The 13,577-nt window shown below is 70.5% G+C and carries 11 protein-coding genes; 5 read left to right on the top strand and 6 right to left on the bottom strand.

The features are described from left to right. Nucleotides 1-48: 48 nt before the first annotated feature. Complete coding sequence (locus tag JI751_RS08175; RefSeq protein WP_201935375.1) at nt 49-465, top strand: hypothetical protein; 417 nt, start codon at nt 49-51, stop codon at nt 463-465. A gap of 162 nt (nt 466-627) precedes the next feature. Here JI751_RS08175 and JI751_RS08180 read toward each other — a convergent pair whose 3' ends face one another. The 3 genes from JI751_RS08180 to JI751_RS08190 are packed head-to-tail and all read right to left on the bottom strand — an operon-like array spanning nt 628 to nt 2,845. Beyond that, a complete protein-coding gene (locus tag JI751_RS08180; RefSeq protein WP_201935376.1) occupies nt 628-1,314 on the bottom strand; it encodes a ZIP family metal transporter in 687 nt (228 codons plus the stop codon). After that, complete coding sequence (locus tag JI751_RS08185; RefSeq protein ID WP_201935377.1) at nt 1,314-2,375, bottom strand: glucose 1-dehydrogenase; 1,062 nt, start codon at nt 2,373-2,375, stop codon at nt 1,314-1,316. The genes JI751_RS08180 and JI751_RS08185 overlap by 1 nt, the downstream gene beginning before the upstream one ends. Beyond that, nucleotides 2,372-2,845, bottom strand: a complete 474-nt coding sequence (locus JI751_RS08190; protein WP_201935378.1) for a MarR family winged helix-turn-helix transcriptional regulator — start codon at nt 2,843-2,845, stop codon at nt 2,372-2,374. Before JI751_RS08190 ends, JI751_RS08185 begins: the two co-directional genes overlap by 4 nt. Before the next feature lie 146 nt (nt 2,846-2,991). Here JI751_RS08190 and JI751_RS08195 point away from each other — a divergent pair, with 146 nt between their 5' ends. Beyond that, nucleotides 2,992-5,508 carry a molybdopterin oxidoreductase family protein gene (locus JI751_RS08195; protein WP_307814008.1) on the top strand — a complete coding sequence of 839 codons (2,517 nt, stop codon included), beginning with the start codon at nt 2,992-2,994 and terminating at the stop codon, nt 5,506-5,508. Next, entirely contained in the window at nt 5,508-5,969 is a 462-nt protein-coding gene (locus JI751_RS08200) for a hypothetical protein (protein WP_201935380.1), read from the top strand. Before JI751_RS08195 ends, JI751_RS08200 begins: the two co-directional genes overlap by 1 nt. A 651-nt stretch (nt 5,970-6,620) precedes the next feature. Here the strand turns inward: JI751_RS08200 and JI751_RS08205 are convergent. Further along, nucleotides 6,621-7,721, bottom strand: a complete 1,101-nt coding sequence (locus JI751_RS08205; protein WP_201935382.1) for a tyrosine-type recombinase/integrase — start codon at nt 7,719-7,721, stop codon at nt 6,621-6,623. Nucleotides 7,722-8,036: 315 nt separating this feature from the next. Between JI751_RS08205 and JI751_RS08210 the strand changes: the two genes are divergently transcribed. Both JI751_RS08210 and JI751_RS08215 read left to right on the top strand, forming a co-directional pair. Then, a complete protein-coding gene (locus JI751_RS08210) occupies nt 8,037-9,146 on the top strand; it encodes a glycerophosphodiester phosphodiesterase (protein ID WP_201935383.1) in 1,110 nt (369 codons plus the stop codon). 94 nt (nt 9,147-9,240) lie between these two features. After that, a complete protein-coding gene (locus JI751_RS08215) occupies nt 9,241-10,947 on the top strand; it encodes a choice-of-anchor I family protein (protein ID WP_201935384.1) in 1,707 nt (568 codons plus the stop codon). Here JI751_RS08215 and JI751_RS08220 read toward each other — a convergent pair. Together JI751_RS08220 and JI751_RS08225 are read right to left on the bottom strand one after the other, a co-directional pair. Further along, nucleotides 10,931-11,272 carry a hypothetical protein gene (locus JI751_RS08220; protein ID WP_201935385.1) on the bottom strand — a complete coding sequence of 114 codons (342 nt, stop codon included), beginning with the start codon at nt 11,270-11,272 and terminating at the stop codon, nt 10,931-10,933. The genes JI751_RS08215 and JI751_RS08220 overlap by 17 nt on opposite strands. A 101-nt stretch (nt 11,273-11,373) precedes the next feature. Further along, complete coding sequence (locus JI751_RS08225) at nt 11,374-13,509, bottom strand: SpoIIE family protein phosphatase (RefSeq protein WP_201935386.1); 2,136 nt, start codon at nt 13,507-13,509, stop codon at nt 11,374-11,376. Between the last annotated feature and the right edge of the window lie 68 nt (nt 13,510-13,577).

The raw sequence follows: 13,577 nt of genomic DNA on the forward strand, positions 1-13,577 counted from the left end.
TGGTTCGGGGGACTCCTCTTGGCACCGGCGCTGTTGTCCGGGTGCTCGGTGGCGGCCCCGGTCGAAGCGAAGTCCTACCAGCCCTCGATCGGCAGCAACGCCCGTACCGAGCAGGTCGACGCCCTGGGCGTGGCCATCGTGGTCGACGGCGACAGGAACGGACGAGTCGTCGGCACGTTGCTCAACACCGAGAACCGGCGACACGCGCTGACCGGTGCCACCGTCAAAAGCGATGGGGTGCCGCTGAGATCCGCGCTGCTCGCCGACGTGGTCCTCCTGCCACCGGGTGAAGTCGTGCACCTGGCCCACGAGGCGCCGGTGTCCGTGCCCGCCGACCACCTGTCGGTGGGGTCGTTCGTCGAGCTGACGCTGGACGTCACCGACGGTGAACTCGTCCAGATGCTCGTCCCGGTCGAGGCGAAGAGGGGCCCGTACGCAGACGTGGACGTGGTCGCCGTCCCGTAGCGGCCCCCTCAGGTGAGCTTTCCCTTTGAGGGGACGCACCCCCGGCAACTATCGCTGAGGTCTGCCGAGGTCTGCCGAGGCCTGCAGTGTGCCTTCGTTCGACGCATCCGCCGCCGCCGATGGACGCGTCGCCCCGCGCTTGCACAGAGGCCGCCTTCGGTGTCACAGGCTCAGCAGGAAGCCGGTGACGAAGCCTGCAGCGCTGGCCAGGGCGATGGCCGGGCCACCGTCACCGAACGCCTCGGGGGCGAGCGTGTCGATGACGGAGGCAAGTACCGCACCGCCCGCGAAAGCAAGCGGATACGCCAGCGTCGAAGGGTCCGCGCCGACGAACAGGTACCGGCCAGCGAACACGGCCCCACCAAGCAGCACGGTCGCGGCGCCCCACACTCCGATGACGAACCTTGGACTGCGGTCGCGGTCCAGCATGCTCCGCGCGCCGGCCAGGGCCTCCGGGAAGTTGCTGACGAACACCGCGACGAGCAGCGCCACGCTGGCTGTGCTGTTGAGTGAGACCCCAAGCGCCGTATTTTCCGGGATGCCGTCGAGCGTGACCCCGGCCAGCAGAGCCAGCCCGGCGGCGCTGCCCGACGTACGACGGTCGAGCCACGTGTCCGCGACCACGAAGACCAGCGCACCCGCCGCGAAGGACAGCCCGGCCCGCCACGCGCCGCCGCCCTCGTAGGCCGGCTCGAACAACTCGAAGGACGCCGACACGATCAGCGCGCCGGCCGCGAAGGCGAGGACGGAGGCCACCAGTCGCTGCGGCGGCTGCCACCGCACCCCGACGATGGCACCCGCGAGCAACGGTAGTGAGGCGCCGGCGGCGTACCCGACGGTCGTCCACATCAAACGACTCCGTCCTCGAGGGTGACGACGACCTTCACGTCCTCGCCCGGCCGGTCGAACGCGGAGGCCGCCTCGTCGAGCGGGACGGTCGTGGTGATGAGCCGGCGCAGCCAGTCCCGGTCGGCGGCGGCGAGCGCCTCGGCGGCGACTTGGTAATGGCGCAGGTTGGCGTTGACGGACCCAACGACGGCGTCGTTCTCCAGCACGAGGCTGCGGTTGAGGGCGCCCGCGTCCACGGTCAGGTCCCGTCCGCGCGGCGACACCCCGGTGAGGCAGACGATGCCGTAGGACCCGGTGCCGGCGATTGCGTCGAAGACGACAGATCCGGCCCCGGTGGTCTCGATGACCACGTCGGGTCGTGCCCGGTCGACGACCCGGTCGACGCTCGTGTGGTGGTAGGTCGCCCCGAGGTCGCGTACCAGGTCGGGCTTGACCCCGTCGTCGACCCTGTCGAGGACGTGCACGTCGAGTCCGCGTTGCACCCCGATCATGGCTGCTAGGAGCCCGATGGGTCCCGCGCCGGTGACGAGCACCGTGCGGGGGTCGAACCACGCTCGCCCACCGACGCGGTCCACCTGCTCCCACGCCTTGGCCACCACGCTGGTGGGCTCGGTGAGGACCCCCGCGAGGCCCAGGCCGGCGTCCACACGCACGGCATACCGCTCGGGGACGGTCCACCACTCGCTGCCGAAGCCGGGCAGCTCCTTGATCCCGCGTTCGGTGTAGCGACCGTTGCGGCACATGTCCCACTCGTCGACCGCGCACGCCCCGCACGGCTCCGGGTCCGGACGGCGCACCACCCCGACGACGAGGTCACCGGTGCTGAACGAGCTTCCCGAAGGCACCTGCTCGACGCGACCGAGAGATTCGTGGCCAAGGATCAGGCGTTCGCCGGGGAAGGGAGGCCAGCCGTAGTCACCGCGAACGATCTCCTTGTCGGTGCCGCACACACCGACCGCGAGCCCGCGCACCAGCAGTTCACCGGCGGCTGGCTCGGAGTCGGGTACGTCCTCCACCCGCAGCGACCCCGGTGTTCCGGGTTGGACGGTCAGGGCCCTCATCGTTCCTCCTCATCGGTGCCCGCTGGCACGGCTTCGGCCTCGTGGGCTGCGGCATTGAAGGCATGCAGTACCTGCACAGCGGGGCGCCAACTGGTGGAAGGCATGGCAGCTACGACGGCCCGCAGCTCGCGCAAACGATGCTCGCTGACCGCGTCCAGGACGCGCCGCCCCTCAGCAGTGGCCTCGACGACCGAGGCCCGGCCGTCCGCCGGGTCGGTGACCCGCCGCACGAGGCCCTGATCAACCAGGCGGGCCACCAGCCGGCTGGCGTTCGACTGGTTCACGCCCAGGTCGTCGGCCAGGGTACCGATGCGTCGCGGACCGTCGGCGGAGACCAGCACGAGGAGCCGGTGCTGGGGGACCGTCAACGGGACCGGGGCCGCCGCCACGGACCGCAACGACATCCCCAGCAGCGCTCGGCTGGCGGTCATGAACGCCACGGCGGCGGCTTCTGCGTCGGTCATCTTCATGGCTCCGTTCTGCTCCGTGCCTCATCGGCCCGTGTCCGCTGTGGGTAACCCCCGCGGGGGTGGACCGGCCTTGTCGGGCCGTGCCACACTCGCAGTCTATGCGCTATGGCATGCAAAGTGTTTGGGGTGTCGAAGGAGGAATGGACGTGAGCGACCGGATCGCCGACATCTACGGAGCTCGTACGCCGCACACGAAGGGCACGGTGTGGCCTGCGCGAGTGGACCAGTTCCTCGACCCGGGGGTCGATGAGGGAAGTGTCGACTCCTGGGTGCAGTCGGCCTGCCTGCTGTGCAGCAACGGCTGCGGCGTCGACATCGCGGTCAAGGACGGCCGCATGGTCGGGGTCCGAGGCCGCGCGACCGACGTGGTCAACCACGGCCGCCTCGGCCCGAAGGGCCTCTACGGGTCCACCCGATGGGCGAACTCCAGCGACCGGCTGACCCGACCGCTGGTGCGCGAGGGCGGGCGGCTCGTCGAGACCGACTGGGAGACCGCCATGGGACGCATCGTGGACCGGTCGAAGTCCCTCCTCGACGCCAAGGGGCCCCTGAGCCACGGCTTCTACACCTCGGGGCAGCTGTTCCTCGAGGAGTACTACGCCCTCGCCGTCATCGGCAAGGCCGGGATCGGCACGCCCCACATGGACGGCAACACCCGGCTGTGCACCGCCACCAGTGCCGCGGCGTTCAAGGAGTCCTTCGGCGCCGACGGCCAGCCCGGCTCCTACACCGACATCGAGCACTGCGACGCGGTCTTCCTCTACGGCCACAACATGCCCGAGACCCAGACCGTCCTCTGGGCACGCATCCTCGACCGCACGCGCGGCGACGACCCGGCGAGGATCGTGTGCGTCGACCCACGACGCACCCTGGTCGCCATGGAGGCCGAGCGCACCGGCGGCGTGCACCTCGCGCCGCGCGTGGGCACCAACCTCGCGTTGATGAACGGCCTGACCCACGAGCTCCTCGTGAACGGATGGGTCGACCAGGATTGGGTGGCCGCGCACACGCTCGGCCTCGACGACCTCCGGTCCACGGTCGAGCCCTACACCCCCGAGCACGTCGCCGACATCTGCGGTGTGGACCCCGAAGACGTGCGCCGCGCGGCGCGGATCTTCGGCGAGAGCGAGGCCGTGCTCTCGACCGTCCTGCAGGGCTTCTACCAGTCGCACCAGGCCACGGCCGCCTCCGTCGCCGTACACAACCTGCACCTGCTGCGCGGGATGATCGGCCGTCCTGGCGCCGGCATCCTGCAGATGAACGGCCAGCCCACCGCCCAGAACAATCGCGAGTGCGGCGCCGACGGCGACCTACCGGGCTTCCGCAACTGGGACAACCCCCACCACGTGCAGCAGCTCGCCGACGCCTGGGACGTCGACGTCATGACCATCCCGCACTGGGCACCGCCCACCCACGCGATGCAGATCTTCTCCTACGCCGAGACCGGCTCCATCGAGCTCCTGTGGATCTCGGCGACGAACCCGGCGGTGTCGATGCCCGAGTCGGCGCGGATCCGTCGCATCCTCGAAGGCGACCAGTGCTTCGTCGTGGTGCAGGACCTCTTCCTCACTGAGACCGCGGAGCTCGCCGACGTCGTACTGCCCGCCGCCGGGTGGGGTGAGAAGACCGGCTGCTTCACCAACGTCAACCGGACCGTCCACCTGTCCGAGAAGGCCGTCGACCCGCCCGGGGAGGCCAAGAGCGACCTCGACATCTTCTTGATGTACGCCGACCGCATGGGCTTCACCAACCGGTCCGGTGAGCCGCTGCTCGGCTGGCGAACAGCCGAGGAGGCCTTCGACGCGTGGGCGGCCATCACCGCCGGCCGGCCGGTCGACTACACCGGCCTGTCCTACGACAAGCTCCGCGGCCCCACGGGCATCCCGTGGCCGGTCAACAAGGAGCACCCCGACGGCACCGACCGGCTCTACGCCGACGCCGTCTTCCCGACCGACACCGACTACTGCGAGACCTACGGCCACGACCTCATCACCGGCGGCACCGTGACCGAACAAGAACACCGCGCCATGCGCCCCGCCGGACGGGCCTTCCTCAAGGGCGCGCCGTACACCCCACCACACGAGGAGCCGTCCGACGACTTCCCGCTGCGGTACACCACCGGTCGCACCGTCTACCAGTTCCACACCCGCACCAAGACCGGCCGCTCCGCCGACCTCAACCGGGCGGCACCGGACGCGTGGGTCGAGATCTCCCCAACCGACGCAGATGCTCGCGGCATCGCCGAAGGCGACTGGGTACGCGTGAAATCCCCCCGCGGTGCCATCGAAGTCCGCGCCAGGGTCGGTGACGTCATGGACGGCGCGGTGTTCGCACCGTTCCACTACGGCCACTGGGAGCCGGCCGCCGCCGCCGGGGGAGGACACGACGACGCCAACCACCGGCTCGCTAACGAGCTCACCATGACCGTCTGGGATCCAGTGTCGAAGCAACCGACCTTCAAGACCGCCGCGTGCCAGGTGACCCGCTTGCGCGCAAGCGACGGCCCCGCTCCTGCCCCCACCACGGGCGCATCCGCACCAGCCGAGCGTGACCTGGCGCCCCGACGCCGTCCGCGCCCCACCCAAGGCGGTGGGCCGACCACCAGCACCACGCTTACCGAAACCCCGACCTACCCGCTCGACCCCGCTCAGGAGGACAGCTGATGCCACACTTGGCGACCTACATCGGGCTGGCCGACCACAGCGAACAGACCCTCGCCGACTCGTTCCGCACCGTCGCCGAGGGCCACGCCCGGGCGGCCGACGTGTTCCACACCTGCCGCCTCCTCGCAGGCTGGTCCGACGAACACCGCACGGCACTGGCACCCATCATCGAGCGCTACGGTGAAGCCGACGTCGACGAACCCGAACGCCTCCACGCCGCCGGCCTCGCCGAGAGCCGAGACGGTGACATCGGGTTGTTGCGCGACCTGCAAGACCTCCACGTCCTCGCAACCCTCGTGCAGACGACCTGGACCGTCATCGCCCAAGGAGCACAAGGGCTGCGCGACCACGAGCTGCTTGACGTCGCCACCAGCTCCAACGCGCACACTGCACGCCAACTGACCTGGCTCAACACCCGACTGAAGGCCGCCGCCCCACAGGCACTCATCGTCGCCCCATGAGTTGCCACCGTGCCTGGCCGCCCATTCGGCGGACTCCCAGGAGTATCTGAAGCGTCACGGGTCTAATGCCGCTCCCGATTGAGGCTAGGGGATTAGCGTCTTGCCGAAGAAGTGTCGGTCCATAGTAGGGGTCACCGTCGAGGGGCGGGCCCTATCGCGTGTTGGCAGGGGAGCAACTTGGAGCAGGGGATATGTGGCACCTGGCATCGCGTAAGCGGGTGCACGAGCGCAGTCGGGTGCTCCGGTGGCAGGCCCGCGTTCGAATCCCGGGGGAATACGGGGGGAAGTTGTGCCCGCCGGCCCCGCTCACGCGCTCACCGACAGCGACCGCGACTAGTGCGGGCTTGGTAACAACGAGATGGTCAAAACAAGTAACCGCAGGTCAAGGCCGGAGTTCGGTGTGGTATGCGGCGTTGCGCTTGGGTGCCCCAGGCAAGAGTCGAACTTGCGACCTTTCGCTTAGGATGCGGCTGCTCTATCCACCGCCACGGTTCAGACATCCGCTGCGACTGACTAAGGGTCAGGGCGTCAGCATGTGCATAGGTGGCAGGTGCGCACCGTCGCCAGAGGGGCATCTGATGGCAACGGCACACATCGCGGCCGAGTCCATGACCCCTGATAGCCCGCCAGGCGGCCGGAGGCCGGAGGCCGTCAGAGGCGTTTGAGGGCCATGTCTGAGAGAGCTTCTGCTATGACCTTGTCCCGGTTCTTCGCGGCGTGTTGGTACCGCAACGCGGCGCCGGCGGTCGAGTGTCCGAGACGTGCCATGAGCTCGGCGAGCGTGGCGCCAGTGCTGGCGGCAAGTACGGCGCCGGTGTGGCGAAGGTCGTGGAAGCGGAGGTCGGGTCGGCCGGCCTCGGCGCGCGCCTTGTAGAACACCTTGTAGAGCGTGGCGGGGGCCAGGTGCTTGGTGGGGTCGCCTGCCGCGGGAAACAGCAGACCTTCTCGGCCTCCCGTGATGTTGCTGGCTAAGTGGCTCTTGACCGTGGGTATCAGGTGCGGAGGGATGGCGACGTCACGAGTGCCTGCGTCGGACTTCGGCGTGCCAACGACGAACTCCCCGTCGACCCGCACCACCGCGCGACGTACCTTCACGACACCTCGGGTGAGGTCTACGTCGTGTCGACGTAGCTCGGTGAGTTCCCCAAACCGGAGGCCGCACCAAGCGGCGAGCAGCACCATCAGCTGGTAGCGCTCCGGCATGGCCTTTGCGAGTGCCTCGATCTCCGGCAGGGTGGCGGGCTCGATCTGTTTGGCGCGTTTGACGTTGCCCGCACCGCGGATATGGCACGGATTGTGGGTGATCAGGCGACGCTGTACGGCGTCGCCGAGGATGGTGCGTAGGAGGCCGTAGGCGTGAGCTCGCGACGTAGGGGCCGCATCGCCGAGTCGGTAGTACCAGTCATCGATGAGGTCGGCGGTGATGTGCTTGAGCGCGATGTTCTCGAACGTAGGCAGCAGCTTGGCGTCGAGCATCTTGCGGTAGTGGTACCGGCTGCGCGGCTTCAGGGTTCGATTCGTCAGCCAGCGTTCTGCGTGCTCACCGAAGGTGATCGGCGGCCTGGTGGTCGGCGGGGTCCAGTCGTCCCTGCTGATCTCGCGGCGCCTGTCGGTGAGCCAACCCTCGGCGTCCTCGGCAGCCTCGAACGTGACGGGTGCCTTGTGCCGCATCGTGTCGGGACCCAGGTATGAGGCTTGCCAGCGGCCCGATGGAAGCTTGCGGATGGTCCCGAAACCGCGTCTGCGCGTCATGCCTCATGTCCCCTCGCGTGCAACAACGTGCAACAAGGATGGCAGGAAGTGTCCGATTCCGTCCACACCGAGAGGCGATACAAGATTACGTTTCCGCAGGTCAGGGGCACAATCGTCCACCTACGTCCAGTATCGCCTCGAGTGCGGCAATAAAATTCGAACCCAGTATCGCCCACCCGAGACACCCAGAGCCGCGCTACACGTAGCGCGGAGCGAGCCCGGACGGCTCCGGCGTCCTCCAGTGGCCCCGGAGACGTCACGCGGCGTTCATCGCGCCGTCGGCGCACCGCCGCCCCGGCGCGGTGGGCTCTCGACATGACCTCTCGGACCTCGTTCGTCGCCTCGAGCGCAACCCTCGCCCTCACCACCGTCCTCACCACCGTCCTCGCCAGCGTCCTCAACACGGCACCGGCCAGCGCCGCTCCTGCGGCCGACACCGTGCCGTCGCTGGTCGAGCCGGTCCTGATCGGCCACCGCGGCGCTTCCGGCTACCGGCCGGAGCACACCCTGGCGGCCTACGAGCTCGCCATCGAGCAGGGGGCCGACTACATCGAGCCCGACCTCGTCTCGACCAGGGACGGCGTGCTGGTCGCCCGCCACGAGAACGAGATCGGCGGCACCACGGACGTCGCCGAGCACCCCGAGTTCGCCGACCGACGCACCACCAGGACCATCGACGGCAGGTCCGTCACCGGCTGGTTCACCGAGGACTTCACCTACCGGGAGCTGCGCACGCTCCGCGCGAACGAGCGGCTGCCGCTGGTGCGCCCGGACAACACGGCGTACGACGGCCAGGAGCGCATCCCCACCCTCGACGAGGTCATCAAGCTGGCCCGCCGCGAGGGCGTGGGCATCTACCCGGAGACCAAGCACCCGACCTACTTCGACTCCATCGGCCTCTCGCTCGAGGAGCCACTGGTCGCCGCACTCGAGAAGCGGCAGTGGGACGACGCGGACGACCCGGTGATCATCCAGTCCTTCGAGACCGCCAACCTCCGCGACCTCGACACCATGGTCGACGTCCCGCTCGCGCAGCTCGTCGACGCGAGCGGAGCGCCGTACGACCTCGTCGCCGCCGGCGACCCGCGCACCTACACCGACCTGCTCACGCCGGCCGGTCTGGCCGCCATCGCGTCCTACGCCGACGGCGTCGGGGTGAACAAGGACCGGGTGCTGCCGCGCACCGGCGGCGCCACGACCGTGCCCAGCGCCGTCGTGCCGGACGCCCACGCCGCGGGCCTGGTCGTGCATGTCTGGACGCTGCGCCGGGAGAACCAGTTCATGGCGACCAACTTCCGGATCGGCACCGACCCGAACGCCCCCGGCGACCTCGCGGCCGAGGCACGCGCGTTCCTCGACGCAGGCGTCGACGGGATCTTCAGCGACAACCCCGACCTCGTGGCCGGGGTGCTCGACGCGCGCTGACCCGCGCCGCCCGGGGACGATCGTCACGCGGGTCCGCGCTGGCGTTCACCGCGACGTCGCCGGTGCGTCACCGCCGCTTCCTAGCGTGCGGCCCATGACATCCACCCCCCGTTCCCGGCGCCTCGCGGCGCTCGCCACCACGACCGCCCTCTGCGCGGCGCTGCCCCTCGGGACCGCCACGGCGGCCCTCGTCACCGACCCCGTGCAGACCTCCGCGCCCGGCGCGGCGATCGCGCTGGCCCCGGTCGGCACCTACGAGACGGGGGTGTTCGACGAGTCGGCAGCGGAGATCGTCGAGTACTACGCGGCCGGCGAGCGACTCCTGGTCGTCAACGCCGCCCAGGCCAAGGTCGAGGTGCTGGACGCCTCGGACGCCACCGCGCCCACGAAGCTGTTCGACCTCCAGACCACCGGCGTCGCAGCGTCCGACGGCACCACGGTCGACGCCGGGGCGGTGGCCAACTCGGTGGCGGTCCGCGAGGACGGGCTCGGCGTGATCGCCGTCGAGGCCGACGACAAGACCGACAACGGCTGGCTCGTCTTCTTCGACGCTGCCGGTGACGGCGCCGCGCTCGGTGCGGTCCGGGTCGGCGCGCTGCCCGACATGGTCACCATCACCCCCGACGGCTCCCGCGCCGTCGTCGCCAACGAGGGCGAGCCTGCCGAGGACTACTCGGTCGACCCGGAGGGCACGGTCTCGGTCGTCGACCTTCCCGCGTCGGTCTCGGCACCCGCGCAGTCGGCGGTCCGCTCCGCGGGCTTCCACGCCTTCGAGGGCGCCGCGCTGCCCGGTGGCATCCGCGTCTACGGCGGTCGCGTCGACGCGGGCACCGGCACGCCGACGTACCCGGTCTCGGAGAACCTCGAGCCGGAGTACGTCGCGGTCGACCAGCAGTCGAGGACGGCGTACGTCACCCTCCAGGAGGCGAACGGTGTCGCCGTCGTCGACCTCCGCTCGGCCTCGGTCCGGGACGTCTGGTCGCTCGGCACGGTCGACCGCTCCAAGGTCCCCTTCGACGCGAGCGACCGGGACGGCGTGGCCATCCGCACCTACGCCAACGTGCGGACCTTCCGCCAGCCCGACGCGATCGTGGCGTACCAGGTCAGGGGCGCGACCTACCTGGTCACGGCCAACGAGGGTGACACCCGCGACTGGGACGGCTACTCCGAGGAGGTCCGGGTCGGTGACCTGGGCAAGAACGGACTCAAGCCCGCCTGCGACGCGGTCAGGGCGGGCGACGGGTTCGCGAACGTGGGCCGGCTGAAGATCACCAAGGCCGACGGCCTCAACGCCGCTGGCACCTGCTACGACACGCTCTACGGCTTCGGCGGCCGCGACATCTCGGTCTTCACCAGCGACGGCACGCTCGTGTCGGACACTGGCGACCAGCTCGAGCGCATCACCTCCGGCACTGCAGGTGTCCTGTTCAACTCCGACCACGGCACCTCGTCGGCCGACAACCGCAGCGACGACAAGGGACCCGAGCCCGAGGGCGTCGCGATCGGCAAGGTCAACGGGCGCACCTACGCCTTCGTCGGCCTCGAGCGCGTCGGCGGCGTGATGGTCCACGACGTCACCGACCCGGCCCGTCCCCAGTTCGTCACCTGGGTGAACAACCGGAGCTTCGCGGCCAACGGGTCGAGCGACCTCGCCGCGGCCGGCGACCTGGGTCCGGAGGGGATCACCTTCATCGCCGGCGACGACTCACCGACGGGGCGACCGCTCGTGGCGGTCGGCAACGAGGTCTCCGGCAGCACCACGCTGTTCGACGTCACGAAGGCCGTCAGGCGCGGCCGCTGATCCCGCGCTGTGCCGGCACGCGGGGGCGGGAGTCCGCCTCCGCGTGCACCGCGCCCGCCTCGGCGGCGGGGTCGGCGGAGAGCAGGGCGTGGGTGCGGTCGTCGTTGGCCCACGCCGCGTGCGAACGGTGGCAGCGACGGTCCGGGTGCGGGCACCGGGTGCTGCAGGCGGTCCGCCACGTCACCGTACGGCTCCCGGGGAGCGCGGCGAGCGTGCCCGGCACGTAGAGCTCCGGGTCGTGGTCGAGCGAGGCGATGACGTCGTGCGCGACCGCCGTGGCGACGGCGCTCGTTCCGACCTCGGTGTGGTGTGGTGTGCGGGGCACTGTTTCCTCTCGTGGGTGGTGGCGCCGACCCGAGTCAGCACCATGTCCACTACCCACCACCACCGCGTGGTAAACGCCTGTTCACCCAAGAAGTGAAGATTTCAAGCAGCTGTGCTGGGATCCCACCGCACGACGAGGAGCGCCACGTCGTCCTCCGGCTGGTCGCCGATCATCCGGCTGAGCAGCCGGTCGCACATCGCGTCGAGGTCGGCGGTGCGGGGATCCAGCTCGCGGAGCAGCTCCTCGAGGTCGGCGATGCCCTGCTCGACGTCTCGGCCACGCCGCTCGACCAGTCCGTCGGTGTAGAAGAGCAGCGTCGAGCCCGGCTCGAGGAACGCCGCCCGCTCGGCACGCTTCGTGTCCGGGTCGAGCCCCAGCAGGAGGTCGTTGTCCTCCACGTCGGCCAGCCTGATGACCACGCCGTCCGGGCCCACGAGCATGGCGGGCGGGTGACCCGCGTGCGCCCAGCGCAGCACGACCTCCTCGCCGGCTGCGGCACCGGGCCGCGGGTGGTGCTCGAGCCGCGCCACGACAGCGGTCGCGGTGGTCTCGAGGTGCAGGGAGTCCATCACCTGGTCGACCCCCGAGAGCACCGCCGCAGGGGAGTAGCCGCTGTGCACGGCGATGCCGCGCAGCAGTCCACGCACCTGTCCCATGGCGGCCGCGGCCTCGACGTCGTGGCCCACGACGTCGCCGACGACGACCACGACGTCGTTGTTGCCCGGGCCCCGGTTCTGCTGGAGGAACGCGTCGTACCAGTCTCCGCCGATGCGGGCCGCGTCGCTCGCGGGGGAGTAGCGGGTGACGACCTGCAGGTGCGGCGTGTGGGGCGGGTCGGTGAGCATGCTGCGCTGCAGGGCCTCGGCGACGTCACGCTGCTCCTCGTAGAGCCGCGCGTTGTCGAGGGCCAGTCCGGCGCGGGCGGCGATGTCCTCCAGCAGGGACGCGTCGTCCTCGGTGAACGCGGGGCGCTCGTCCCCGCGGAACACGGTCACGACGCCCACGGTCCGACCGCGCGCCCGCAGCGGCACGGCCACCGCGGACTCCGGCGCCAGTTCGTGCAGGCGGTCCCGGGCGGTCCCCTCGCGGAGCACGGCCGCGACCTTGTCGGTGGCGTCGGACGTCATCAGGACGGTGGCCATGTCCCGGATCGCCCGGGCGAGGTAGGACTCGTCGGTCATCGCGCGCAGCCGGAGCGAGGCGTACTCGCGCAGCGTGTCGTGCATCCTCGGGTCGGCGTGGGTCCACCCGGCGTCCGTGAGCCCGCGTCGCCAGTCCGCGGCATGGGGGTCGTCGACCAGCGTGACCAGGCACCAGTCGGCCAGGGCCGGGACCAGGAGGGTCGAGAGCAGGGTCACGCCCTCGACGGGGTCGAGGGTGCCGGTGAGCCCCTCGGAGACCGACGCGAGCAGTGCCAGGCGTTGGGCAGAGCGGGCCAGCGCGTCCTGGGCCTCGCGACGCTCGGTGATGTCGACGAAGTAGACCGCGAGGCCCTCGGGCGAGGGCCAGGCCCGCACCTCGTACCACCCGTCGAGCGGTGGTGGGTAGTAGGCCTCGAACGACACCGGCCGACCGGTGGCGACGGCCTCGCGGTAGTTGGTCTCGAAGGCGCTGCCGACCGCTGCCGGGAACTCCTCCCAGACCGATCGGCCCACCAGGTGGGTGCGACCGGCGCCGAGCAGGCGCTCGGCCTCGGAGTTGACGTAGGCGAAGCGCCACTCGTCGTCGAGCTGGTAGAACGCGGAGGACATCGACTCGAGGACCCGGCCGATGCGGGCCTCGCCCTCACGGACCTGGGTCGTGTCGTAGGCCGCGCCCACCAGGCGTACGGCGGGTCCGCCCTCGGTCTCGGCGAAGGCGCGGCCGCGGGCCGCGATCCATCGCACCGCGCCGCCGGGCATCACCACGCGGTACTCCGCGTCGTAGTCACCACAGGTCGCGATCGCGCGCTCGAGGGCAGCGCTCACGCGGGGGAGGTCGTCGGGGTGGACGCACTCGTTGAAGGCCTCGATGCTGCCGCCGAACGTCGTCTCGTCGAGGCCGAAGAGCTCGAGCAGCCGCTCGTCCCAGCGCAGGCGTCCGCTGACCAGGTCCCAGACGAAGGCGCCGACCCCCGCCGCGTCGATGGCGAGGCGCAGTGCGACGTGGTCGCTCTCCTCGTCCAGCGCGGCGCTCATCTCGACGGGCTCCCTCTGGGCGGGCACACCGATGGCGGGCGGGGCCCCGATGTCCGGCACGCGTGCTCCTCTGCACTGGTCAGGCCCGTCCGTGGTCTCCAGACGTGCCCTTGGCGGCAGGGTGTCAC

It is taken from the genome of Nocardioides baculatus, from assembly GCF_016735675.1.
GTDB lineage: Bacteria > Actinomycetota > Actinomycetes > Propionibacteriales > Nocardioidaceae > Nocardioides > Nocardioides baculatus.